The organism is Streptomyces sp. NPDC006487 (assembly GCF_042870555.1).
Lineage (GTDB): Bacteria > Actinomycetota > Actinomycetes > Streptomycetales > Streptomycetaceae > Streptomyces.
The window spans coordinates 16,303-40,444 of sequence record NZ_JBIAHN010000009.1 but is presented as its reverse complement, the minus strand read 5'-3'; the positions used below and the strand labels follow the sequence as shown (position 1 = coordinate 40,444).

The window sequence follows — 24,142 nt, the reverse complement described above, 5'->3', positions numbered from 1 at the left end:
GTCCGGCGGGCTTGATGTGGGCCACAACGGTCCCGTTGGGTCCGGACCGGCGCCGGAACGATCACCAACGATCCCTCACAAACGGACGCGGCCGCGCAGTCCTGTGAACCCATAGGCGCACAACAGGACCATCAGCGACAACGCCAGCGCGGTGCCCACCGGTTGGGCCATCACCCGGATCGCCCCGAGGACCACCCGGTCCGCCTCCGGCGGCCACTGCGCCCAGGCCAGGCCCCGCAGCCGCTCAGCCAGTCCCGTGACCGGGTACGCGGACGGGCCGTCCAGGGCCTTGCGCACCAGCGGTACGACCATCACGGGTACGGCGAGCACCGCCGCCAGCCCGGCGGAGGCCGACCGGAAGACGCCGGAGGCCAGCACTCCGGACCAGGCGCAGCCGATGAGCAGCCCCGCCCAACTCGCGGCCGGGGAGACCCACTCCGCGGGCGTACGGAGCGGCCCGCCGCCGAACACCAGTGCCAGGGTGGCGGCGTCGGCGGTCACGGCGAGGGCGCCGAGGAGCAGTGCCATGGCCGCGCTGACACCGAGCTTCGCCGTGAGCAGCCCGAGCCGGCGCGGGACGGTGCCGCGGTCGGCGGCGAGCGCGGGGTAGCGGTACTCCTCGCCGAAGGCCAGGGCTCCGAGCAGCCCGGCGCCCAGCGCCGCGGGCGGCAGCGGGAGCAACTCCGGCCAGGCGGCGAGCAACCGGTTCTGCGGGGTGTGGCCGATCCGGGCCAGGACCAGCGCCGTGACGACGGAGAAGGCGACGACGAAGGCGGTGGTGAGTACGGGGGTGGCGGTGCCGAAGAGCCGGTGCAGCTCGTAGCGCAGGGGGCGCAGCGGGCCGCCGAGCCGGCGCACGGCGGTGGTGGGCCCCCCGGCGCGTGCCGGGCGGCGCCGGTCCGCGGCGCCCGCTCCGGGCGCGGCCGGTGTTGCACCGCCTGCCGCGGCCGGGGCACCGGATCCGGCGCGGTCCCGGGCGCGCGGCAGCGACGGCTCCGCTCCCGCGTCGCCGGTCTCGTCGGCGAGTTGGTGGACGAGCACACCGTGCCGGAAGGCGGCCTCGCCGACCTCGGCACAGTTGCTGCCGTAGACGGACAGCCGGCTGCCACTCTCCTCCACGATCTCCAGCGTGCGCTGGGCCGCCCGCGCTTCCCGGCCGAGTACGTCGGCCAGCCGGGCGGCGTGCGGGGTGCGCACGGCGACCCGCGGCCGGAGCCGGGTCCGGGCGAACTCGGCGGCGTCCTGGTCGGCGACGAGCCGGCCCGCCTCGATGCTCACGACCCGGTCCGCGCTGCGGGCGGCCTCCTTCGCGTCGTCGGTGGTGAAGAGCACCGCGCCGCCGAGGGAGGCGTGGCCGCGCAGCAGCCCGTGCAGCCAGCTCCGTTCGCGGGGCGAGAGCCCGGCGGAGGGCTCGTCGAGGAGGAGCGTGCAGGGGTCGGCGAGCAGGGCGGCGGCCAGCGCGACCCTGCGCTCCATGCCGAGCGAGAGCGACCCGAGCCGCTGGTCGCGCAGTCCCGCGACGCCGACGACCTCGAGCATGGCGTCGGCACGCGCGGCCGGCACGCCGGCGACGGCGCAGAGCATCCTCAGCTGGCCGCGCACGGTGCGCGAGGGGTTGCCGGGGAGATCGCCGAGGAGAACGCCGACCTCACGGCCCGGATGCGGGATCCGGTGCAGGGGGCGCCCGCGGAAGTAGGTGACTCCGCGGCCCGGTTCGAGTTCGAGCATGAGCCGCAGTGCGGTCGTCTTGCCCGAGCCGGGCTCGCCGAGCAGTGCGGTCACGCTCCCGGGGCGGGCCTCGAAGGTGAGGTCGTCCACGAGGGGCGGGAGGTTTCGACGGGGGGCGCTGGTGAGTCCGATGGCCTGGAGCATCGCTTCTCTCGCGGGGGGTGAGACCGCTCTGCGGCAGGGTGAATACCGCTAACAAGATAACGCGATATGTCCGATTTAAGGCGCAGCCGGTCCCGAAGCGTGCCCGTGTCGGCGCCGTGGCCGTTTCAAACGGGGGCGCGAGCCTGCATACCCGCCGGTCCACCGGCTCTGGTGGCGATCCGCGGGCGGTGCCGGGCGCCTGCGTCTCAGACTTCCGGGCGCAGCATCGGCGGGTTGAGCAGCGTTGCCCCGCCGGCCCGGAACAGCTGGGCGGGACGGCCGCCCTGACGTGTCGTCGTCCCCCCGGCCGGCACCAGGAACCCGGGAGTGCCGGTGACCTTGCGGTGGAAGTTGCGGGGGTCGAGGGCGACCCCCCAGACAGCTTCGTAGACCCGGCGCAGCTCGCCGACGGTGAACTCGGGCGGGCAGAACGCGGTGGCCAGCGAGGAGTACTCGATCTTCGAGCGGGCCCGCTCGACCCCGTCCGCGAGGATCTGCTCGTGGTCGAAGGCGAGTCCGGCGCCGGTCTGGCCCTCCGTGGACAGGAGCTCGTCGACGGGGGCCCAGCGCGCGCTGTTCGCATCGCCGCCGGCCCGGGGCGCGGGCAGATCCGGAGCCAGCACCAGATGCGCCACGCTGACCACGCGCATGCGCGGATCCCGCTTCGGATCACCGTAGGTCGCCAGCTGTTCGAGGTGCGCCCCGTTGCCCACGTCCGGTGCGGCCGGGTCGTGGGCGCAGAGGCCGGTCTCCTCGGACAGTTCGCGGGCCGCAGCCGCCGACAGGTCCTCGTCCCCGCGCACGAAGCCGCCGGGCAGCGCCCAGCGTCCCTGGAACGGCTGCTCACCCCGTCGGATGACCAGCGCGCAGAGCGCATGGCGCCGCACGGTGAGCACGACCAGGTCGACGGTGACGGCGAAGGGCGGAAAGGCCGACGGGTCGTAGGGCGACATGCCGCGATCATAGTCGTCTGCCTGACGATAAACAGAGCTTTGGAGATCTTCGGACCCTGGAACCGGCCACGGAAGCGGAAGCCCGGGGCCGATCCGGCCCGATCGGCAGGGCGCCCCCTACGCGCCCGGTCGTACCTACCCGCCCAGTTGCAGTGCACCGGCGGCCTCCTCCACCATGCCAAGGCCCAGCCGGCTGATCCGGACGGCGAAGGGTTCCCCCGAAACCCGCAGTCCCGAGAGGCGCAGCCCGCCGAGCGGGGCGCCGGGGAGCGGTACGAGGGCGACCGTACCGGCGGGGGCGTCCGGGCGGATCCCGGCCAGGGCCGTCAGTACGTGGATCCCCGCGGCGGCGGCGACCGCCGCCGGCCGGCAGGCCGCCGGATGCGGAAGCGGGGCGCTGCCTTCGGTGCGCTGCTCGGCGGCGTACATCTCCGGGAGGCGGTACCCGAAGCCCTCCGCCGCGTCCAGCAGGCCCTTCAGCAGCCCCGTGGCCTCCTTCTCGAAGCCCGCCTGGGCCAGGCCCGCCACCGCGACCGCGCTCTCGTACGGCCGGACCGCGCCCGAGCGGTACCCGAACGGGTTGTGCCCGGGCTCGCGGAGCGCCATGCTCCGCAGCCCCCAGCCGGAATCCATGGCGGGAGCTCCGAGCAGCCGGGCCAGCTGCTCGGTACGGACCCGGTCGAGCAGCCCCGGCGCGAGCCGGCCGCCTCCGAGCAGCCCGGTGTCCAGCAGGTGGGCGGCGGCCCCCGTCAGCCGGGGCAGGGGCCGCCCGTCGGGATGCAGGGCCGCCGCGGGCCGGCCGCCGTCGGGGCCGTCGACCCAGAACCGGGCTGCGAACCGCTCCCGCAGCCCGGCGGCCCGGTCCCGCCACTCCTCGGCTCCGGGCCGACCGCACCCGGCGAGCAGGTCGGCCCCGAGGAGCGCGGCCCGATGGGCGTGGGCCTGGGTTTCACAGCGCCGGGGTCCCGGATCGGGATCGGCCAGGAAGCCGTCCTCCCCGAAGGCGCCCCGGATCCATTCCAGGCATCGCTCGGCGGCGGGCAGCAGCCGGGCCACCTCCGCCTCGGGCATCCCCCAGCGCCGGGCTTCGGCGAGGACCGCGGGGAAGGCGAGCGTCGCCTCGGTCCCGGTGCATCCCGGGGGCAGCTGTGGCCCGGCCCCGCGGAGCGGCCCCGGGATCTTCCCCGCGTCGGCGCCCCGCCCCCCGGTCTGGGTCCGGGCCAGGACGCGCAGGGTCGCGGCGGCGAGCCCGGTGCCGAGCGGGAGCGCCATGCGGGCGGCCCACAGGGACTCCGCCGGGGCCAGTCCCAGCCGCCACGGAACTCCGGCCGCCGCGTAACTGTCGGCAGGTTCCTTCGGGTCCCTGAGCAGCAGCGCGCCCAGGTCCTGCACGCTCGTGCGCAGCCACGCCTCGGCCCGCGGGTCGTCTCCCTCCGCGCGGGCGTCGTCGGACAGCGGATTGGCCACCTGTCCGGCGGGGGCGCGGGCCCCTCGGTCCCGGGTGGTCCGCAGCTCGATGGTGCGGGATTCGCCGGGGCGCAGTTCGAGCTGCCAGCGCAGCAGCCCGGCCGAAGCCAGCGCGTCGTCCGGGGGCGGCTCCACCGCGGTGACGGCCTGGTCCTCGCCGTTGGTCCAGCGCAGCCCTGCGGCGTGCACCGCGGCGGGCAGCTCCGGCCCGGCCCGGCCGGCGGCCACCTCGGCCAGCTCCGCCAGGTCGGTGCCGAGCGAGACCTCGACCGGGATCCGCAGGAGCCGGCCGGTGAAGCTGCGCAGGGTGATCCGCTCGGTGCCGTCGGCGTGCCGGATCCGCTCGACTCCGACGTCGGGATCGGGCCCTGGCTCCGCTCCGGTCCGCACGGTCGCGGTGAAGGAGGCCCGGTCGGCGCCGAGACTGCGGGCCTGGACCGCGACGGGATCCCGCCCGCCGACGCGCAGCACGCAGCGGGACAGCAGCCGGAGCCCGGCGCGGTAGATCCCGTCGACCCCCCGCCCGGTGAGCTGGCCGTGCTCGGGCGAGATGACCAGGCACGGCGCGGCGACGCAGAGGACGGCACCGTGCACGGGCGGCAAGTCGGCCCTGCCGGAGGGAGCCACACGGGCGGGGGCCACGCGGGCCGGGGGTACGGGGTGGGACATGGGTCGCCTTGTCTGCGCTCCGGGTGGATCGGCTGGGCGGCGGCGCGGCCGGGTCCCCACCACCCCCCAGCGCAACGCCCCCGCCCCCGCCCGGGTCACGGGCCCCGGTGGCGGCTGCGCCCGGCGGAGTACGGGCCTTCGCGGGGGCCGCCGCCGCAGGACCGCTCGCGCCCCGTCCCGCAGCCACCGCCGGAAGCCGGACCCGCGGCCCTCGCCCCGGCCACGCCCGGGGCCCGCACAGCCGCCTCCGTCCCGGCCCCGGCCCTGGGCCCGACCGCGGACGCGGGCCTGGCCCATGCAGCTGCCCCGGTCACGACCCCGGCCGCGGTTCACTGCTCGCTCCCCGCGGTGCTGCCGGACTCGCGGCGGCTGCTCGTCCCGCCCGGGCGGCCGGGCGGCCTGGTGACGGCGCCCGCCCGCCGGGGTCCTGCGGGCGGGCGCCCCCGGCGGGGCTCGCGTCGCCGCCGCTCCTCCCGCAAGCACTCCCGCAGCCCCTCCGGGTCGATCCCCTCGTTGCAGGCGTGGTGGAGCAGCTGCGCGAAGCGGTACCCGTCGTCCGCCCGCAGGGCCAGCCCGAGGGCGATCCTGGCCGTCGGCTCGTCCCCGGTGGACCAGGAGACCCAGCCCGCCAGGGTGAGGGGAGCCGCCGCGTGTTCTCCGTAGGCCCCGACGCAGCGCCGGGCCAGGGCCCGCCACAGCCGCAGGGCGGGTGCCGCCTCCTCGCCCTCCATCCACTCGGCGGCGATGTCGCGGATCTCGCGGTCCTGGAGCCCGAGGATCAACGAGGCGGCCTCGTCGTGGCCCAGCAGCGCGTCGTCCCAAGCATCGGCTCCGGGACCGCCTGCGGCCGGCGGGGCGAGGGTCATGCGCTGGATCAGCGCGCGGGCGAGCAGGACGGTCTCGGCCCCCACCTCCTCCCGGGTGGCCCCGTCGAGGATCTTCGGCACCAGCGCGACGGCAGCGCGGTCCAGGGCGCCCTCCATCTCGCCGGCCACCGTCCCGCGCAGCGGCGTGAGCCTGTGCTCGATCTCCCGGAGGGAGCCGCGCACCTGGAGTCCGGCGAACGTGGCCGCGGCGGCCATCACCGAGGTGCCGGGCGCGGCCAGCGCGCTGCCCTCGGCGGGGCAGCACCGCTCGTCGGGGCAGCAGTAGGACCAGTACCGCCCGGCGGAGAGGCACAGGGCCTCCAGTACGGGGACGTCCAGAGCCCCGCAGGCCAGCCGGATCCGCTGGGCGAACGGGCGCAGCCTGGTCATCACCCGCTGCGCGCTGTCGCCGTGGGGCGGATCCTGACAGAGGAAGACGATGATGCCGTCGGGCCTGGTCCCGCGCCGCACACTGCCGCGGATCAGACAGTCGGCGACCTGCCGGGCAGTGTCCTCCCATTCCTCGGGGGCCGCGGGAATCCCCACCCGGAGCCGACCGCCGAAGCGGCCGGCCTCCCCGTGGACGGCGACCATGACGAGGGAGTCGCTCGGGTGGAAGCCGAGCATGTAGGGCAGTGCATCGGCCAGTTCGGCCGGACTGCGCAGGGTGATCCTGGACGCGTCCACGCCTCCGGACGGACCGGTGGACGAGGGGGACGAGGGGTCGGACGGGGTGCGTGCTGCTTCGTGATTGTTCGTCATGTCCCGAAGGTCCCGTGTCCGGCCCGATCCGGAAACCCCTGTGGATAACCCCCGGGCAGACCCGCCCGAACCCGAGCGGACCCGCCCCAAGCGGCCCACCGACCGGCCGCCGGGGCCGCCGGGGCCGACCGGGCGCCTTCAGCCCGCCAGGGCAAGGGTCAGCGGAAGCACCTGCTCTGCTCCGCTCTGCCGCAGGAGGCGCGCGCCCACGGCCAGGGTCCAGCCGGAGTCGGCGTAGTCGTCGACGAGCAGGACCGGTCCCGGGGTGGCGGCCAGGGCGGCGGCGAGTTCCTCGGGGACGGCGAACGAGGCGGCCAGGGCGCGCAGCCGCTGGGCGGAGTTGCTGCGGTGCGCGCCGTACTCGCCCGCCTGCGCGGTGTAGGCGAGGCTGCCCAGCAGCGGGAGCCGGCCGACCCGGGCCAGGCCCTCGGCGAGCGAGCCCACCAGCCGCGGGCGGGAGCGGGAGGGCATGGCCACGATCCCCACGGGCCGGGCCATCGAGCCGCCCGCCCAGCCACCCGGCGAACGGGCCCAGTCGGCCACCACCGTCACCACGGCCGCCAGTACGTCGTCCGGCACCGGCCCGTCCGCGGCCTGCTCCGACAGGAGCGGGCGAAGGCGGTTGCCCCAGCCGATGTCCGACAGACGCCCCAACGCCCGCCCGGTGGACGCCTGCTGGCCCACGGGGATGCGGCCCTTGAGGTCGACGCCGACCGCGGGCATGCCCGAGGGCCACATCCGGCGGGGCTCGACCTCGACTCCGGGACGGTCCAGCTCACCGGTCGCCGCGTCGAGCGCCCCGTGGGACACGGCGGGGTCGAGCCAGGGCCCGGCGCAGGAGTCGCAGCGGCCGCACGGGGTCGCCTTCTCGTCGTCGAGCTGGCGCTGCAGGAACTCCATCCGGCACCCCGTGGTCGCCACGTAGTCCCGCATGGCCTGCTGCTCGGCCTGCCGCTGCCGGGCCACCCACTCGTACCGCTGCGCGTCGTACGCCCACGGCTGTCCGGTGGAGGTCCAGCCCCCCTTCACCCGCTTGACCGCACCGTCCACGTCCAGGACCTTGAGCATCGTCTCCAGCCGCGAACGCCGAAGGTCCACGAGGGGCTCCAGCGCCGGCAGCGACAGCGGACGGCCGGCCTGTTCCAGTACGTCCAGGGTCCGCCGGACCTGCTCCTCGGGCGGGAACCCCACCGAAGCGAAGTACGCCCAGATCGCCTCGTCCTCCCGCCCCGGCAGCAGCAGCACATCGGCGTGGTCCACGCCGCGCCCCGCACGGCCCACCTGCTGGTAGTAGGCGATCGGGGACGAGGGAGAGCCCAGGTGCACCACGAACCCCAGGTCCGGCTTGTCGAAGCCCATGCCCAGCGCGGAGGTCGCCACCAGGGCCTTCACCCGGTTCGCGAGCAGATCCTCCTCGGCCTGCAGCCGGTCGGCGTTCTCCGTCTTCCCCGTGTAGGAGGCCACCGGATACCCGCGCTGCCGCAGGAACGCCGCGACCTCCTCCGCGGCCGCCACCGTCAGCGTGTAGATGATCCCCGAGCCCGGCAGGTCCCCCAGCCGCTCCCCCAGCCACGCCAGCCGGTGCGCCGCGTTCGGCAGCTCCAGCACACCGAGCCGCAGGCTCTCCCGGTCGAGGGGGCCGCGCAGGACCAGAGCGCCCCCGCCTCCCGTGCCCAGCTGCTCGGCCACGTCCGCCGTGACCCGTGCGTTGGCCGTCGCCGTGGTGGCGAGCACGGGGACGCCGGGGGCGAGCTCGGCGAGCATGGTGCGCAGCCGACGGTAGTCGGGGCGGAAGTCATGGCCCCAGTCGGAGATGCAGTGGGCCTCGTCGACGACCAGCAGGCCGGTCGTGGCCGCGAGCTTGGGCAGCACCTGTTCGCGGAAGTCCACCGAGTTGAGGCGCTCCGGACTCACGAGGAGGACGTCGGTCTCGCCCCGCTCGACCTCCCCGTAGATCGTCTCCCACTCCTCCGGGTTGGCCGAGTTGATGGTCCGCGCCTGGATTCCGGCCCGGGCCGCCGCATCGACCTGGTTGCGCATCAGCGCCAGCAGCGGCGAGATGATCACCGTCGGGCCCGCGCCGCGACGGCGCAGCAGGGCTGTCGCCACGAAGTACACCGCCGACTTGCCCCACCCCGTGCGCTGCACCACCAGCGCCCGCCGGCGCTCCTCCACCAGGGCCGACACCGCCTGCCACTGGTCCTCCCGCAGCCGCGCCGAACCCCCCGGGGCACCGACCAGCTCAGCGAGGATGGCATCGGCTTCAGCGCGGAGCTCCAGGTTGTCCATGCCCCCATGCAACCCGATGCCTAGGACAATCGGCCAATTCACCCAGCGTGACGTCCGGCCCACAGGCCGTCCGTCGCGGCGCGTGACCGCCGGGACGGACGGCCGCCTGGGAACTGTTTCTCCTGGTGCCGGTGCACAGGCCCGGACCGAATGAGTCATCTTCGGCGTGGCGGGGCAAGGATATGAACGGCATACCGGCGAATTCCGGTCGGCGGCTCCAATTGCTCGTTGCCGCATGCTCACGGGCCACGCGAGAATTGTCCTGCTCCCGCTCGGCTCGACGGCGCTCTCCTGGGCCGTGCCGCGGCGCGCCCGCACTCCAGCCGTGCCCGCTCGCGGGCGTGTACCCGAAGGGAGGACCGTGACCTTCGGATTCGCCCCGCCCTCGACCACGTCCCTGAGAACGACCACCGGCGGCGCCAGCCGGCACGGCAGGCTGCTGGAACCCTCCGATTGGACGGCGTCGGGCATCCCCCTGCTGCGCAATCCGCGCGAGGTAGTCAGCGGACTGCATTCGCGGCACAGTCCCGCCCCGTCCACGGCGGTGATCGCCGTGCTCGGGCCCGAGGAGCGGCTCGTGGCCAGCGCTTCCTTCGTTCAGCGCTCCACCGCGGCCGACGGCTGGGAGTACCGCAACGCCCTGCTGTCCCGGCTGCGCCGGGTCCTTCCGCACGACCTGCGCCGGCGGACCCCGGTGCGGACCGCGGTGCTGCTTTTCTGCCGCGACGGCGACGAGCGCTGGACCGAGGAGGACGGCGCCTGGATGTGGGGGCTGCGGGACGCCTGCACCCTGCACGGGCTGCGCTGCGGCGCGTACATCACGCTGACCCGGGGCGGCTGGCACGTACTGGGCGAAGGCCGCGGCGGCCGGAGCCCCAGCTCGAACTCCCGGCCCGAGCGCCTCGGCGATACGCCGTCCGAGTTCGCCCCGCTCGCCCTGCGCGGCGGCGGAGCCACGGAGGCCCTGCGCCACACCGCCGCACGCTGAGCCCGTACCGTCGCACCGCCGCACGCTGAGCCCGTAGCGTCGCACCGCCGCGCTCGTCCCCTGCCGGCGCACCGCCGCTCTGAGCCCGCGCCGCCGCACCCGGAGCGCGCGGGGCCCCTACCCGGGAACGACCAACGGCCGTACACCCGAAACGGGCGTACGGCTGGTCAGGCCTCGGACTTCGGCAGGGCCGGCCACCGGCCCGCCCCACCCCTCGACCGTACGGGAGTACGGGGCGTCAGACGCCCGCCCCCAGCACGGAGTTGATCTGCTGCGGCTCGCCGCACACGATCAGGAGGGCACCGGCTCGCGCGAGAGCGACCGGCAGGGCTCCGGCAGCCGCGTCGGCCGGTCCGCCGTTGGCCGCGAAGACCACGACGGGACGGCCCGCGGCGCGCTGGACCTGCGCGGCGTCCGCGTAGAAGACGTCGTCACGGGCATCGTGCAGGGCCCAGTACGCGGCCTCGCCGAAGGACAGCTCGTGCGCGGCCCACGGGTGCGGGTCGCCGGTGGTGAGCACCAGGATGTCGCCGGGCGCACGCCCGGTGTCGAGCAGCAGGTCCACGGCCTCCTCGGCCGCGTCCAGCGCACCCTCGGCGGATGCCGGGATCAGCTGGACCTGCGGTACGGACGCGGAGACCGAGGGCGTGGTGGCGGCCGCGGGAACGCGGGCGGCCTGCGGCTTCCGCGGCGCGGGCGGCGCGGGCCTGGGGGCGGGACGGGGACCGGGTACGGGGCGGGGGGTCTGCGCGGTGCGGCTCGCGGCCGGCGTGACGCGGGGACCCTGGGCACTCTCGTGAATCTGAGGCTCCTCGGGGGCGGGGGTGAGAGGCATGAGTTGATATCTATCAAACATCGGTGCGAAACGTACCGGTTGGTGGCACGTGCGTGCGATCAGAAATCGAAGCCGAGTTGGCCTCCGTTTTCCAGCTCCATCGATTCCTCGCTGCGGCGCACCTTCTTGAGGTGGCTCCAGCGGGGCAGGGCGTCAAGGTAGGACCAGGAGAGCCGGTGGTACGCGGTCGGACCCTGCTCCTCGAGCGCCGCCCGGTGCACGGGCGAGGGATATCCGGCGTTGGCCGCGAAAGCGAAGTCCTGGATTCCGCCGCCCTGTTCACCGATGTCTGCCATCATCCGGTCGCGCCGGACCTTGGCGATCACCGAGGCCGCGGCGACGGCGACGCAGGACTGGTCGCCCTTGATCACCGTTCGGACCCGCCAGGGCGCACCGAGGTAGTCGTGCTTGCCGTCGAGTATCACCGCGTCGGGCCGCACGGGCAGCCCCTCCAAGGCACGCACCGCGGCGAGGCGCAGGGCGGCGGTCATACCGAGTTCGTCGATCTCCTCGGGGGACGAGTGGCCCAGTGCGTAAGCGGTGACCCAGTCCTCCAGGACGCCGACGAGCGCGTCGCGGCGCTTGGGGGTGAGCAGTTTGGAGTCGGTGAGTCCCGCGGGCGGCCGGCGCAGACCGGTGATCGCCGCGCAGACGGTGACGGGACCGGCCCAGGCCCCTCGTCCGACTTCGTCGACCCCGGCGATGACCTTGGCGCCGGTGGTCGCCCGGAGGGAGCGTTCGACGGTGTGAGTGGGTGCTTCGTACGGCATGGCGCCAGCAAGGTTACGCCGCCCCGGGCCGCCTGCACACCCCGCCCCCTCCCCGCCGCGCCTCCGCCCCCTCCCCGCCGCACCCAGGCCACCTCCGCGCCGCGCCACGCACCCCGCCCCGTCTCACCCCCTGGGCGGCGGCGCCGTCACCCCGCGAGCCGTCTCGGAGAGTTCCGCGCCCAAGCATTCGCTCCCGCACACCTTCGCGCGGTTCATCACCGGCACCGGGATGACCTCGACGAGACGCGGACGGGTCACGCGCGGCCCGACGTCCCTCCGCTTGCTTCCATGGCAAAAAGCTCGCCGATCAGCATGCACACCGGCCCACACCGCCCGGACCGCACCGCCCGGCCCGGACCGGCTCGCGGAACCGCTCCGCATCCGCGTGATCGCACTCGCGAAGCAGTACCGGCCCATGGCGTTCAGCTGCTCCAACGCGGCATGGAGAATCGCCCGTTCGAGTCTCCACCACCGCCCCGTCCGGGGTGATCAGTACTCCACCCGGCTCCCGAAGGTCCCCAGGCTCTTGCACTCCTCGTACGAGGCGCTCACCCCGCGCTCCCTGAGGATCTCCCTGGCCCTGCGCTCCCCCAGGCTCGTCGCGTACCAGGGCGTGCGACCGGCCGCCGCCAGCTCCCTGGCGATCCCGCGCAGGGCGCAGGAACGCCGGGGCTCGGGCAGCCGGTCCAGGGCGGGTACCGCGTCGGCCGACAGGGACTGGAAGTAGGCCAAGTCGATCTTGCCGTCCTGCTCGTACCGCGTGACGTTGCCCTCCGCGATCACCCCGTCCGGGGACATCAACCCGAAGGCCAGTACGGCCGCCACGACGCTCCCCGCGACCGCGCGCGGCAGCCAGCGCGCGCCGAACAGCCCGCCGGCCATGATCAGTACGATGACCAGCCCGAGCCACAGCTCCACACCGGCGACCGACAGCCGCAGCCTGGTCAGGCCGTACGCGTCCACGTAAAGGTCCATGCGGCGGAGCGCCGAAGCCACGACCACGAGGGTCAGCACGCAGAGGGTGCCGAGCACGGCGCGCACCAGCCGCCGGTCGCCGGCTCCGTCGCGCGGGGCCCAGCGCAGGGCCAGCGCGATGACGGCGAGGGTGAGCAGGGTGGCCCAGAGCAGCTGCCAGAAGCCCTGGCGCGCGTACTCGGCGTAGGTGAGGCCGGTGGCCTCCAGGACCTTGCGGTAGCCGCCGAAGAGGACCGCGAGCTGGACGGCGTTGAAGGCGGCGAAGAGCAGGTTCAGCACGATGAGCGGAAGGGCCCACTCCACCCGGGAGCGCGCCTTCCCCGGGCGCACCTCGATGCGGTCCCAGCGGGAGGGGGCGGCCGCCGCGCGGGCGACGGCGATCGCGACGACGAGGCCCAGCGCGAAGAGCAGGAAGCGAACCGGGCCGCCCATACCGCTGATGTCGGGGGTCAGCCCGCTCAGCAGGTCCGCGAACGCCGCGTCGGCGGAGGCGAACAGCGTGCCGAAGAGCGCCAGCAGAACCACCGCCACCACGACGGCCTTCGCCACCGGCAGCCAGCGCTCCCGGCGCCCCTCGCCGCGCGACCGCAGGCCGCTCCAGACCCAGCGCACCCCGAGGACGGCGGAATCGAGGAGGCCGACCGGGCCGAGCAGGATGCCGGGCCCGCTGCGGCTGCCGTGCAGGGCCAGGGCACCCGTCAGGAGGGCCGCGAGCAGGGCCGTGACGGCCGGCCAGGCGGAGGCCCGCAGGGCGGGCACGGCGAGCAGCGCGAGGCAGCCGAGCGCCCAGAGCGCGGTCCACGGGCGAAGCCTGCGGCCGGCCGCGCGGGCGGCCGCGTAGGCGGCGAGCAGCGCCGGCACCACCGCGAGCAGCAGGCCCGGCCCCAGCCCCTCGCCGAGGAGCAGGGAAGCGGCGATGCCGGAGGCGAGTACGGCGCCCAGCACGACGGCAGGCACCGGTCCGACGGCGGCCGGGCGTGCGGCCTCGGCCCAGGCGAGCGGGGCCATCGACCAGGCACCGGAGGCGGCGCGCTCCTTGCGCAACTGGTGGGCCCGCCAAGCCTTGGGATCCCAGCCGGGCGGCGCGGACGGTACGGGCGCGGGCGGAGCGGGCGCGGACGCTACGGACGCGGACGCTACGGACGCGGACGCTACGGACCCTGCGTCGGCCGCCGCACCCGCGGCGGCCCCCGCGGTGTCCGCCGTCTCGGCGTTCTCTGCTGACATCGGGTTCCCCTCCCCTGTCGGTCGCCCCCGGCCGTCAGGCGGGGGGCGACGAAGCCGACAGAGTAGGCCGGTCACCTGCAGTTTTGAACAGGCTCAAAAGAGGCCTGTGGCAGGACCGTGACAAACAGAGGGCCACGAACCGGCGCGGACCGCCCCCGCCCCCGCTGCTCCCCTACCCCGCCGCCTCCGGCAGCCAGGCGGGCAGTGCCTCGGTCCGGGCCAGCCAGGCCTGCGGCAGCACCGCGTCCCCGCGTGCGCCCAGCACTCCGCCGACGATCGCGCAGGTGGTGTCCACGTCTCCGCCCACCTGGGCGGTGGTCCAAAAGGCCCGCTCGTAGTCGTCCAGGCCCCGTGCCGCCGACCACAGGGCGAACGGCACGGTGTCGTGGGCACTGGTGCGCCGCCCGCAGCCCAGTACGGCCGCGACGGTGGTCGCGTCGCCGTAGTCGAGCATGTCTCGCGCGCGCCTCACCCCTGCGCCCACCGCGCTCCGCGGGACCAGCGCGATCACACCGTCCAGCAGGTCGGCGGCCTTCGGCGGCCCGGCCGGATCGGCCGCCAGCGCGGCCGCGGCGGCCACGGCCATCGCGCCGCACACCGCTTCGCGGTGCTGGTGGGTGGTGTAGGCGGAGATCTCCGCCTGGTGCGTGGCCTGCTCCGGATCGTCGGCGTACCAGGCGCCCAGCGGGGCGACCCGCATGGCCGCGCCGTTGCCCCAGGAGCCCTGCCCGTTGAACAGCTCCGCGGCGAGCGTGCGCCAGTCCGCGCCCTCGCGGATCAGGCGCAGCATCCGGTTCACGGCGGGCCCGTAGCCGCGGTCGAAGTCGTGGTGGTGGGCGAAGGAGGCGGCCAGCGCGTCCTGGTCCACCCGGCCGTGTCCGGCGAGCACGGCCACCACCGAGCAGGCCATCTCGGTGTCGTCGGTCCACTGCCACGGATCGCTGCCGGCGGGCAGCTCGCGCCGCTTGAGCAGCGGGTAGTTCACGGGGACGAAGTACTGGGAGCCCAGTGCGTCACCCAGGGCCAGCCCGCGGAGGCTGGCCATGGCGCGTGCGTAGCGCCCTTCGGGGGAGGAGTCAGCGGTCATCGCGCGTCACTCTAGCCGTCCAGATCATAAGGCTCGGGTGTGGTCCACCGCTCAAACGGGCGGTCCATCCGGTACCGGCCGTCGGAACCCAGCATGAGCACCCGGTATTCGCCGTTGCCCGGGTTGGACAGGGCTTCGAACTCGGCCACGGACCAGTGGAACCAGCGCATGCAGAACAGCCTCATCGTCAGGCCGTGCGTCACGAGCAGCACGTTCTCCGGATGGTCCGGGGCCTCGAAGCTGCGGTAGAGGCTCTCCAGGAAGGCTCCGACCCGGTCGTAGACGTCCGCGCCCGACTCCCCCTGCGCGAAGCGGTAGAAGAAGTGCCCGTACGCGTCCCGGTAGGCCTTCTGCAGACGCACTTCCTCCCGCTCCTGCCAGTTCCCCCAGTCCTGCTCGCGCAGCCTCGGCTCCTCGCGCATCCGCACGCGCGTCGGGTCCAGGCGCAGCTCCCGGAAGGTCTGCAGGGTCCGGCGGTACGGCGAGACGTACGCGCTGACGTGCTCGTCCCCGAAGAGCTCGCGCAGGCGTCCGCCGGCCTCCGCTGCCTGCTCGCGCCCGGTGGGAGTCAGCCGTAGGGCGTGGTCGGGCTCCCGCTCGTACACCGTGTCATCGGCATTGCCCTCCGATTCCCCGTGCCGGACAAGGACGATGCGCCGTGGTCGTACCATCCCACGACCCTATTCGGCCATCGGCGGGCGCGCGGACCGGGCACGCCGTACGGCCCCGGCGGCGGCCCGGCGGCCGGCTCTCCGGCGGGGCCGCCCACGGCGTACGGGTCAGACCGTCCAGGAGGGTTCGAGGTCGACGACGTCCCCGGTGAGGGCCTCCACGTCGGCCTGGATCTGGGCGCGCAGCGACAGCCGCTCGACGCGCTCCTGCCGGTACTTGCCGTGTTCGGCCGCCGCGTGCCACATCGACAGCACCAGGAACTCACGGCCCGGAGCCTCGCCGAAGAGGCCGCGGACCATGCCGGGCGAACCCGCCATGGCCGGGTTCCAGACCTTCTCCTGCATGAGCGCGAAATGGTCCACGCGACCCTCCCGCACCCGGGTGTGGGCGACCCTGACGACATCGGCGTCGGTGAACCGCGGCTCGAACCCGGTCTTCACGTCGAAGCGGTGGTCGAAGAGCGTGACCCGCGCGTCGGTGTAAGTGCCGTTCTGCGAAGCGGCCAGCCGGTCGTGCGAGCGGGCCATGAAGGAATCGTAGAAGGAACGGCTCTCCCAGAAGGTGAAGACGTGCGCCACCCCCTGCCGGCCCCGGCTCCAGCCGCCGCCCTGCCCCCGGAATCCCGGTTCCCCCGGCAGTCCCGCCCATTTGCGCTGCCCGCGCTCGAACCCGCGTCGGTCCGTCACCGTGCAGCGAATCCACTTGACCAGCACTGCGCCATCGTACGGTCCCGGCGGGGCCCGGGTCAGTCCTCGGCGCGGTACAACCGAAGGAGTTCGTCCGCGTCCCGCTCGGACAGCCGAAGCCCGAACTCCCGGCCGAGCAGGGCGAGCAGTTCCTCGGCCGGCACCTCCCGCCGCTCGGTCCGCCCGTCGGGGAGCAGCCGCGAGAGCTCCCGCCCTACGAGGGCCAGGCGCTCGGAGTCGCCCTGCCGCTGGACGACGACCCGGCCTACGAAGGCGGAGCGGGGGTGCGAGGAGCTGTAGTGGTTCAGCACCACGTAGTCGACGGGGTGGTAGGGCTGTGGGGCGAAGGCGTACAGGTCCCGCCAGGCACCCTCGCGCGGCACGCACAGCACGAGGACCCCGTCCGCCTCCTCCCGGACGCGGAACACCCACTCCCCCTGGCGCACTTCGGCACCGGGGCGCGCCAGAGGCACGGGCTCGCGCGGCCCCTGCCAGCCGAACCCGGCGTCGCAGAGCCAGGGTTCCCCCTCGACGGTGACGACGAGCACGGCGTGCGTCACCGCGGTCAGGGCGTCCCCCCGGGAACGGTTGCGGGCACCGCGTCCGGAGACCTCGAAGCCGATCCGCTCCAGGGCGGCGGCCAGCAGGGTGTTCTGCTCGTAGCAGTAGCCGCCGCGGCGCTCGTGCACGAGCTTGTTCTCGATCGTCTTGACGTCCAGCCCGACGGGGCGGCCGAACAGCACGTCCAGGCTCTCGAAGGTGATCGCACCGGTGTGCGCCCGGTGCACTGCCTTCAACGTCGCCAGGTCGGCGCGGAGTTCCCCGCCGCTCCAGCCGATCCTCGCCAGATAGGCGTCCAGATCCAGTCCGTCACCGCTCCACATATATCCCCCGCTCGACGCAGCACGATCTTCGGGGGCACCCCGTCGCGGCGCCCCACACCATGGTCATCATGACGGCGCACGCCGCCCGGGACGACACGAAAAAGCGGGGACCGGCCCTGGGCCGGTCCCCGCTTCCTCAGCTGCTCAGCTGCTCAGCTGCTCAGCTGCTCAGCAGGAGCGTTCGTGCTCGTCAGCTGCAGCCGCTGGTGGAGCCGCAGCCCTCGCAGATGTAGCAGGAGCCGGCGCGCTGCATCTTCGTACCGCAGGAGAAGCAGAGCGGGGCGTCGGCGGAGACGCCGAGCTGCATCTCGACCAGTTCGGCGTTGGAGTGCGCCGTCTTGGGGGCCGGGACCGGGGCGACCGCGACCGGCTTGGCGGCCGGGACGGTCTGGACCGCGGCGATCGGGGCCGCCTGGGTCAGGGACTCGGTGTCGAGCTCCTCGTCGAGGGGCTCGTAGGAACCGGTGTCCAGGTGGCGCTGACGCTCCTCGGCGGAGTGGATGCCGAGGGCCGAGCGGGTCTCGAAGGGCAGGAAGTCGAGCGCCACGCGGCGGAAGATGTAGTCGACGATGGACTGCGCCATGCGCACGTCCGGGTCGTCCGTCATACCGGCCGGCTCGAAGCGCATGTTCGTGAACTTCGCGACGTACGTCTCCAGCGGGACGCCGTACTGCAGACCGACCGAGACGGCGATCGAGAAGGCGTCCATCATGCCCGCGAGGGTCGAGCCCTGCTTGGACATCTTCAGGAAGACCTCGCCGAGACCGTCGTCCGGGTAGGAGTTCGCGGTCATGTAGCCCTCGGCGCCACCGACCGTGAAGGAGGTGGTGATCCCCGGGCGGCCCTTCGGGAGGCGCTTGCGGACCGGGCGGTACTCGATGACCTTCTCGACGGCCGTCCGGATGGTGTCCTCCGCCTTGGCGGTGACCTCCTCCTTCTCCTCTTCCTTCTTCTTCGCGGAGAGGGGCTGGCCGACCTTGCAGTTGTCGCGGTAGATCGCGAGCGCCTTGACGCCCAGCTTCCACGCCTCGAAGTAGATCTCCTCGATCTCCTCGACGGTCGCCGTCTCCGGCATGTTGACCGTCTTCGAGATCGCGCCGGAGATCCAGGGCTGGATCGCGGCCATCATGCGCACGTGGCCCATCGCGGAGATGGAACGCTCGCCCATCGCGCAGTCGAAGACCGAGTAGTGCTCCTGCTTCAGGCCCGGGGCGTCGACGACCACGCCGTGCTCGGCGATGTGGGCGACGATCGCCTCGATCTGCTCTTCCTGGTAGCCCATGCGGCGCAGGGCCTGCGGAACGGTGCCGTTGACGATCTGCATCGAGCCGCCGCCGACGAGCTTCTTGAACTTGACCAGGGCCAGGTCCGGCTCGACACCGGTGGTGTCACAGGACATCGCGAGACCGATGGTGCCGGTCGGCGCGAGGACGGAGGCCTGCGAGTTGCGGAAGCCGTTCTTCTCGCCGAGGCGGATCACGTCCTGCCATGCCTCGGTGGCCGCGGCCCAGATGACGTTGTCCAGGTCCTCGGTGCGCGGCGCGACGGCGTTGGCGTCGGCGTGCTGCTTCATGACGCGCTTGTGCGACTCGGCGTTGCGGGCGTAGCCGTCGTACGGGCCGACGATCGCGGCCAGCTCGGCGGAGCGCTTGTACGCGGTACCGGTCATCAGCGAGGTGATCGACGCAGCGAGGGTGCGGCCGCCGTCGGAGTCGTACGCGTGGCCGGTGGCCATCAGCAGGGCGCCGAGGTTGGCGTAGCCGATGCCCAGCTGGCGGAAGGCGCGGGTGTTCTCGCCGATCTTCTGCGTCGGGAAGTCCGCGAAGCAGATGGAGATGTCCATCGCGGTGATGACCAGCTCGACGACCTTGGAGAAGCGCTCGGCGTCGAAGGACTGGTTGCCCTTGCCGTCGTCGTCGAGGAACTTCATCAGGTTCAGCGAGGCGAGGTTGCAGGACGTGTTGTCCAGGTGCATGTACTCGCTGCACGGGTTGGACGCGGTGATGCGGCCGGACTCGGGGCAGGTGTGCCAGTTGTTGATCACACCGTCGTACTGGATGCCCGGGTCGGCGCAGGCCCACGCGGCCTCGGCGAGCTTGCGGAAGAGCGACTTTGCGTCGACGGTCTCGATGACCTCGCCGGTCATGCGGGCCCGCAGGCCGAACTCGGTGCCGTTCTCGACGGCCGTCATGAACTCGTCGTTCACACGGACGGAGTTGTTGGCGTTCTGGTACTGGACGGACGTGATGTCGTCGCCGCCCAGGTCCATGTCGAAGCCCGCGTCGCGCAGGGCGCGGATCTTCTCCTCTTCCTTCACCTTGGTCGCGATGAAGTCCTCGACGTCCGGGTGGTCCACGTCCAGGACGACCATCTTGGCCGCGCGGCGGGTGGCACCGCCCGACTTGATCGTTCCGGCGGACGCGTCGGCGCCGCGCATGAAGGAGACCGGGCCGGAGGCGTTGCCGCCGGAGGAGAGGAGCTCCTTGGAGGAGCGGATGCGGGAGAGGTTCAGGCCGGCGCCGGAGCCGCCCTTGAAGATCATGCCCTCTTCCTTGTACCAGTCGAGGATCGACTCCATGGAGTCGTCGACGGCCAGGATGAAGCAGGCGGAGACCTGCTGCGGCTGGGGCGTGCCGACGTTGAACCACACCGGGGAGTTGAAGCTGAAGATCTGGTGCAGGAGCGCGTAGGTCAGCTCGTGCTCGAAGATCTCCGCGTCAGCGGGCGACGTGAAGTAGTCGAAGTCCTCGCCGGCCTTCGTGTACGTCTTCACGATCCGGTCGATGAGCTGACGCAGACCGGTCTCGCGCTGCGGGCTGCCGACCGCACCGCGGAAGTACTTGCTGGTGACGATGTTGACCGCGTTCACCGACCAGAAGTCGGGGAACTCGACGCCGTACTGCTCGAAGTTGACCGAACCGTCGCGCCAGTTGGTCATGACGACGTCGCGGCGCGCCCAGGTCACCTCGTCGTACGGGTGGACGCCCGGGGTGGTGTGGATGCGCTCGATACGCAGGCCGCTCTTGGCAGTCTTGGTGCCCTTGGCGCGGGAACCTCGTGCCGAGCTGCTCGCCGTCTCTGTCATGCCGTTCCTCCCAATGCGGGCAAAACGCCCTAAAGTGCCAGCGCTATTCCGCGGCACGGTGCTGTGTGTCTTGTATCTACGTCTTCTTCGCCTGACCCACCGGCCGTTCCACGACGCACGTACGGCGCGGAACGGACCCTCCGGTCAGTCGGCGGCGGAGGCGGGCACGGGGACCGGAACGGTCCCACCGGGCTCGCACTCTTCGGGGTGAGGCCGCGGCACGCGGAGTTCCGCGATGGCGGTCTCGAAGTCTTCGAGTGTGTCGAACGCCTTGTAAACGGACGCGAACCGGAGGTACGCGACCAGATCGAGCTCCTGCAAGGGGCCGAGTATGGCCAGGCCCACGTCGTGGGTGGTCAGCTCGGCGCTTCCGGTGGCGCGCAGCGCCTCCTCGACCCGCTGGCCGAGTTTGGCGAGGGCGTCCTCGGTGACCGGCCGCCCCTGGCACGCCTTGCGCACGCCGGAGATGACCTTGGTACGGCTGAAGGGTTCGGTCACCCCGCTGCGCTTGATCACCATCAGCGAGGCCGTCTCCACCGTCGTGAAGCGACGGGAGCAGTCGGGGCACTGGCGGCGCCGGCGGATCGACGTGCCGTCGTCGGTGGTGCGACTGTCGACGACACGGCTGTCGGGGTGCCTGCAGAAGGGGCAGTGCATGGTTCCCTCACCCTCCTCTTGGCACGACTGAATCACCTCGCGAGACTCCTGAACGGCAGAGTCGAAGCTCTGCAGGAGGCTCTCGAAGCAGCCACAAGCATATGCGATGTCGGGGACCCCGGCAGACCGAGGACCACAACTTCTGGGTGGCAGCGCTCATCCAACCACTAGATCTTGGGTTGTGGTGGATTTACACCGCTCCGCGTGTCGCGGCGTCCGATGGCCGGATAACAGGCCTCTCGGTGCCAAACTGAGCGCAGACCCGGACGGTGGCGACCCGACCCGGAAGGGTACCGTAAGCAGTGGTTCCGCAGCCGAACCCCCGTTCGGTCCGGACAGCCCACTGGCGGCATATACACCTCACGAAGTGAACACGGTGGGTGATCTCCGATTTTTCACTCGAACGTGTGTTTGGCGCAACCTTTCGAAAGCAACTACCGTTGTCCAGCTAGGGAGAACATTTCGAGAGGGGCCGACGTGACCACCACCGCAGACAGTGCCACCATCACTGCCCAGAACCGCTCCCAGAGCCGACTTGAGCCGGTGCATGCCATGAATGACGCAAGTCTGAACCCGGAGGCGGAGCCCGCACGCCCCGCACGCTCGCTGCCAGGGCGGCCTCCAGGCATCCGCGCCGACAGCTCCGGGCTCACGGACCGGCAGCGGAGGGTCATCGAGGTCATCCGCGACTCGGTGCAGCGTCGCGGCTACCCGCCGTCGATGCGGGAGATCGGCCAGGCGGTCGGCCTGTCCAGCACCTCCTCGGTCGCGCACCAGCTGATGGCTCTGGAGCGCAAGGGCTTCCTGCGCCGCGACCCCCACCGCCCCCGGGCGTACGAGGTGCGCGGATCCGACCAGCCCAGCTCGCAGCCCACGGACACCACGGGCAAGCCCGCGGCCTCGTACGTGCCCCTGGTCGGCCGGATCGCGGCCGGTGGCCCGATCCTCGCCGAGGAGTCGGTGGAGGACGTGTTCCCCCTCCCCCGCCAGCTCGTCGGCGACGGCGAACTGTTCTGCCTCAAGGTCGTCGGCGACTCGATGGTCGAGGCCGCGATCTGTGACGGCGACTGGGTCACGGTCCGTCGCCAGCCCGTCGCGGAGAACGGCGACATCGTCGCCGCCATGCTCGACGGCGAGGCCACGGTCAAGCGCTTCAAGCGGGAGGACGGCCATGTCTGGCTGCTCCCGCACAACGCCGCCTACCAGCCGATCCCCGGTGACGAGGCCACCATCCTCGGCAAGGTCGTGGCCGTACTGCGCCGGCTCTGACCGCCTGCGCCCCCATCCAGCTCCGGGACCTCCTGCGCCGGTCCCGGAGCTGCTTTGTGTCTCCCCTGTCTTTGCGGCCAAACCGCCGCCGCTCTCGCGGACGTGGTTGCTCGACGATTGGGTTGCCCAACTGATGGTCGCCGCTCGTGCTCCCGTAACTACGTCCCGTCGGCCTGGGCGGCCGCGTCGATGGCGGCGAGCGAGCGACGGACCTGATTGCGGTCCGTGGTGTACCAGAAGTCCGGCAGTGTGGCCCGCAGGAAGCTCCCGTACCGGGCCGTGGCCAGCCGGGGGTCCAGGACCGCTACGACGCCCTTGTCTCCGGTGGCGCGTACGAGACGGCCCGCCCCCTGGGCCATGAGCAGGGCCGCGTGCGTCGCCGCGACGGACATGAAGCCGTTCCCGCCGCGCTCCTCGACCGCCTTCTGCCGGGCGCTCATCAGCGGGTCGTCGGGACGCGGGAACGGAATCCTGTCCATGATCACCAGCTGGCAGCTGGGCCCCGGAACGTCCACGCCCTGCCACAGCGACAGGGTCCCGAACAGGCAGGTCTTCGGGTCGGCGGCGAAGGCCTTGATCAGCTCACCGAGCGTCTCCTCGCCCTGGAGCAGGATCGGGTTCTCGAGCCGTCCGCGCAGTTCCTCGGCGGCGGCCTTCGCCCCGCGCATGGAGGAGAACAGTCCGAGGGTGCGGCCGCCCGCCGCCTCGATCAGCTCCGCGAGCTCGTCCATCATGTCGCCGCGGGTGCCCTCGCGGCCGGGGGTGGCCAGGTGCTTGGCGACGTAGAGGATGCCCTGCTTGGGATAGTCGAAGGGCGAGCCGACGTCGAGGCCCTTCCACTGGGGCACGTCCTCACCCTCGACGCCCTCCGGGGACAGGCCCATCGACGCCGCGACCCCGTTGAAGTCGCCGCCGAGCTTCAGGGTCGCCGAGGTCAGGACCACGGAACGGTCCGCGAACAGCTTGTCGCGCAGCAGGCCGGACACCGAGAGCGGAGCAACCCTGAGGGTGGCACCGAACCGGTCGTGGCGTTCGTACCAGACCACGTCGTACTCGGAGCCGGCCACGATTCGCTCCGCCACCCCGTGCACGCTCTCCACCGCGGCCAGCGCCTGTTTGCGGACGGCGTCCTCGTCGTGGACGGACTTGTCGCGCGTGTTGCCGATCGCCGAGATCACGGTGCGCGAGGCGTCCCGCAGGGCCATCAGCGCGTAGCCGAGGTCCTCGGGGATCTCCTCCAGCCGGCCGGGGAGGGCCAGCTCCATGACCCGCTCGAAGGTCTCGGACGCGGTCTGCAGGGAGTCGGCCGTCTTCTCGTCGACCAGCTTGGCCGCACGCTTCACGGCACGGTTGACCTGGCCGGGGGTGAGCTCTCCCGTGGCGACCCCGGTCACCCGGGACACCAGCTCGTGGGCCTCGTCGACGATCAGCACCTCGTGCTGCGGGAGCACCGGGGCGCCTTCGATCGCGTCGATGGCGAGGAGAGCGTGGTTGGTGACGACCACGTCCGCGAGCTTGGCCCGCTCGCGGGCGGCCTCGGCGAAGCACTCCGCGCCGTACGCGCACTTCGTGGCGCCCAGGCATTCGCGGGAGGAGACGGAGATCTGCGCCCAGGCCTTGTCGGAGACACCCGGGGTGAGGTCGTCGCGGTCACCCGTCTCGGTCTCGTCCGCCCAGTCGCGCAGCCGCAGCAGGTCCTGCCCCAGTTTGCTGGTCGGGGTGGCCGCCTCGAACTGGTCGAAGAGGCCCTCCTCCTCGTCCTGCGGTGCGCCCTCGTGCAGCCGGTGCAGACACAGGTAGTTGGAGCGGCCCTTGAGCATGGCGAACTGCGGGCGGCGGCGGAGCTGCGGATGCAGTGCCTCCACCGTCCGGGGCAGGTCGCGCTCGACGAGCTGGCGCTGGAGGGCCAGCGTCGCCGTGGCCACGACCACGCGCTCGCCGTGCGCGAGGGCCGGCACCAGGTAGCCCAGGGACTTACCCGTGCCGGTACCGGCCTGGATGAGGCGGTGGGAGTTGTCGTCGATCGCTTCGGCGACGGCTTCGGCCATGGCCACCTGGCCGGGGCGCTCCGTGCCGCCGACGGCGGAGACGGCGGCGTGCAGCAGGTCGGGGAGGGAGGGCTTCGTCAT

At 72.9% G+C, this 24,142-nt stretch carries 17 protein-coding genes; 2 read left to right on the top strand and 15 right to left on the bottom strand.

Translation table 11 applies throughout. The annotated features are described in order from the left end of the window. Positions 1–75: 75 nt before the first annotated feature. The 5 genes from ACFYM0_RS16965 to ACFYM0_RS16945 all read right to left on the bottom strand — a co-directional run bounded on the left by ACFYM0_RS16965 (position 76) and on the right by ACFYM0_RS16945 (position 8,878). Positions 76–1,872: an ATP-binding cassette domain-containing protein gene (locus tag ACFYM0_RS16965; RefSeq protein ID WP_388501817.1), complete on the bottom strand. Its 1,797-nt coding sequence runs from the start codon at positions 1,870–1,872 to the stop codon at positions 76–78. Between the two features lie 206 nt (positions 1,873–2,078). Further along, entirely contained in the window at positions 2,079–2,825 is a 747-nt protein-coding gene (locus ACFYM0_RS16960; RefSeq protein ID WP_388501815.1) for an NUDIX domain-containing protein, read from the bottom strand. Between the two features lie 135 nt (positions 2,826–2,960). Beyond that, positions 2,961–4,961 carry a glycogen debranching N-terminal domain-containing protein gene (locus ACFYM0_RS16955; protein ID WP_388501814.1) on the bottom strand — a complete coding sequence of 667 codons (2,001 nt, stop codon included), beginning with the start codon at positions 4,959–4,961 and terminating at the stop codon, positions 2,961–2,963. A gap of 329 nt (positions 4,962–5,290) precedes the next feature. Continuing rightward, positions 5,291–6,589: a DUF4192 domain-containing protein gene (locus ACFYM0_RS16950; RefSeq protein ID WP_388501812.1), complete on the bottom strand. Its 1,299-nt coding sequence runs from the start codon at positions 6,587–6,589 to the stop codon at positions 5,291–5,293. Between the two features lie 138 nt (positions 6,590–6,727). Next, positions 6,728–8,878 carry a RecQ family ATP-dependent DNA helicase gene (locus tag ACFYM0_RS16945; protein WP_388501810.1) on the bottom strand — a complete coding sequence of 717 codons (2,151 nt, stop codon included), beginning with the start codon at positions 8,876–8,878 and terminating at the stop codon, positions 6,728–6,730. A 361-nt stretch (positions 8,879–9,239) separates the two neighbouring features. Between ACFYM0_RS16945 and ACFYM0_RS16940 the strand changes: the two genes are divergently transcribed. Beyond that, entirely contained in the window at positions 9,240–9,866 is a 627-nt protein-coding gene (locus tag ACFYM0_RS16940) for a hypothetical protein (protein WP_388501808.1), read from the top strand. Between the two features lie 238 nt (positions 9,867–10,104). Here ACFYM0_RS16940 and ACFYM0_RS16935 read toward each other — a convergent pair whose 3' ends face one another. The 9 genes from ACFYM0_RS16935 to nrdR form a co-directional block, all read right to left on the bottom strand. Beyond that, complete coding sequence (locus tag ACFYM0_RS16935) at positions 10,105–10,701, bottom strand: hypothetical protein (protein ID WP_388501806.1); 597 nt, start codon at positions 10,699–10,701, stop codon at positions 10,105–10,107. Positions 10,702–10,760: 59 nt separating this feature from the next. Further along, positions 10,761–11,471 (bottom strand): ribonuclease HII, encoded by a 711-nt coding sequence (locus tag ACFYM0_RS16930; protein WP_388501804.1) that lies wholly within the window; start codon positions 11,469–11,471, stop codon positions 10,761–10,763. A 489-nt stretch (positions 11,472–11,960) separates the two neighbouring features. Next, complete coding sequence (locus ACFYM0_RS16925; protein ID WP_388501803.1) at positions 11,961–13,673, bottom strand: DUF4173 domain-containing protein; 1,713 nt, start codon at positions 13,671–13,673, stop codon at positions 11,961–11,963. A 172-nt stretch (positions 13,674–13,845) separates the two neighbouring features. Beyond that, a complete protein-coding gene (locus tag ACFYM0_RS16920) occupies positions 13,846–14,760 on the bottom strand; it encodes an ADP-ribosylglycohydrolase family protein (RefSeq protein WP_388501801.1) in 915 nt (304 codons plus the stop codon). A gap of 11 nt (positions 14,761–14,771) precedes the next feature. Continuing rightward, entirely contained in the window at positions 14,772–15,431 is a 660-nt protein-coding gene (locus tag ACFYM0_RS16915) for a histidine phosphatase family protein (protein ID WP_388501798.1), read from the bottom strand. A 108-nt stretch (positions 15,432–15,539) separates the two neighbouring features. Next, positions 15,540–16,145, bottom strand: coding sequence for a YdbC family protein (locus tag ACFYM0_RS16910; protein WP_250748831.1), 606 nt, complete (start codon positions 16,143–16,145; stop codon positions 15,540–15,542). A gap of 32 nt (positions 16,146–16,177) precedes the next feature. Next, positions 16,178–17,002, bottom strand: coding sequence for an arylamine N-acetyltransferase (locus tag ACFYM0_RS16905; protein WP_388501795.1), 825 nt, complete (start codon positions 17,000–17,002; stop codon positions 16,178–16,180). A gap of 190 nt (positions 17,003–17,192) precedes the next feature. After that, positions 17,193–20,087, bottom strand: coding sequence for a vitamin B12-dependent ribonucleotide reductase (locus ACFYM0_RS16900; protein ID WP_388501793.1), 2,895 nt, complete (start codon positions 20,085–20,087; stop codon positions 17,193–17,195). Between the two features lie 144 nt (positions 20,088–20,231). After that, a complete protein-coding gene (gene nrdR, locus ACFYM0_RS16895; protein ID WP_388501791.1) occupies positions 20,232–20,744 on the bottom strand; it encodes a transcriptional regulator NrdR in 513 nt (170 codons plus the stop codon). A gap of 477 nt (positions 20,745–21,221) precedes the next feature. Here nrdR and lexA point away from each other — a divergent pair, with 477 nt between their 5' ends. Next, positions 21,222–22,013, top strand: coding sequence for a transcriptional repressor LexA (gene lexA / locus ACFYM0_RS16890; RefSeq protein WP_388501789.1), 792 nt, complete (start codon positions 21,222–21,224; stop codon positions 22,011–22,013). 158 nt (positions 22,014–22,171) lie between these two features. On the opposite strand, the gene ACFYM0_RS16885 is transcribed toward lexA, so the two are convergent. Continuing rightward, positions 22,172–24,142: an ATP-dependent DNA helicase gene (locus ACFYM0_RS16885; protein WP_388501786.1), complete on the bottom strand. Its 1,971-nt coding sequence runs from the start codon at positions 24,140–24,142 to the stop codon at positions 22,172–22,174.

Excerpts from the sequence above, each read along its gene's own strand:
- ACFYM0_RS16965 (WP_388501817.1), bottom strand. The coding sequence starts at position 1,872 with ATGCTCCAGGCCATCGGACTCACCAGCGCCCCCCGTCGAAACCTCCCG.
- ACFYM0_RS16960 (WP_388501815.1), bottom strand. The coding sequence starts at position 2,825 with ATGTCGCCCTACGACCCGTCGGCCTTTCCGCCCTTCGCCGTCACCGTC.
- ACFYM0_RS16955 (WP_388501814.1), bottom strand. The coding sequence starts at position 4,961 with ATGTCCCACCCCGTACCCCCGGCCCGCGTGGCCCCCGCCCGTGTGGCT.
- ACFYM0_RS16950 (WP_388501812.1), bottom strand. The coding sequence starts at position 6,589 with ATGACGAACAATCACGAAGCAGCACGCACCCCGTCCGACCCCTCGTCC.
- ACFYM0_RS16945 (WP_388501810.1), bottom strand. The coding sequence starts at position 8,878 with ATGGACAACCTGGAGCTCCGCGCTGAAGCCGATGCCATCCTCGCTGAG.
- ACFYM0_RS16935 (WP_388501806.1), bottom strand. The coding sequence starts at position 10,701 with ATGCCTCTCACCCCCGCCCCCGAGGAGCCTCAGATTCACGAGAGTGCC.
- ACFYM0_RS16930 (WP_388501804.1), bottom strand. The coding sequence starts at position 11,471 with ATGCCGTACGAAGCACCCACTCACACCGTCGAACGCTCCCTCCGGGCG.
- ACFYM0_RS16925 (WP_388501803.1), bottom strand. The coding sequence starts at position 13,673 with ATGTCAGCAGAGAACGCCGAGACGGCGGACACCGCGGGGGCCGCCGCG.
- ACFYM0_RS16920 (WP_388501801.1), bottom strand. The coding sequence starts at position 14,760 with ATGACCGCTGACTCCTCCCCCGAAGGGCGCTACGCACGCGCCATGGCC.
- ACFYM0_RS16915 (WP_388501798.1), bottom strand. The coding sequence starts at position 15,431 with ATGGTACGACCACGGCGCATCGTCCTTGTCCGGCACGGGGAATCGGAG.
- ACFYM0_RS16905 (WP_388501795.1), bottom strand. The coding sequence starts at position 17,002 with ATGTGGAGCGGTGACGGACTGGATCTGGACGCCTATCTGGCGAGGATC.
- ACFYM0_RS16900 (WP_388501793.1), bottom strand. The coding sequence starts at position 20,087 with ATGACAGAGACGGCGAGCAGCTCGGCACGAGGTTCCCGCGCCAAGGGC.
- nrdR (WP_388501791.1), bottom strand. The coding sequence starts at position 20,744 with ATGCACTGCCCCTTCTGCAGGCACCCCGACAGCCGTGTCGTCGACAGT.
- ACFYM0_RS16885 (WP_388501786.1), bottom strand. The coding sequence starts at position 24,142 with ATGACGAAGCCCTCCCTCCCCGACCTGCTGCACGCCGCCGTCTCCGCC.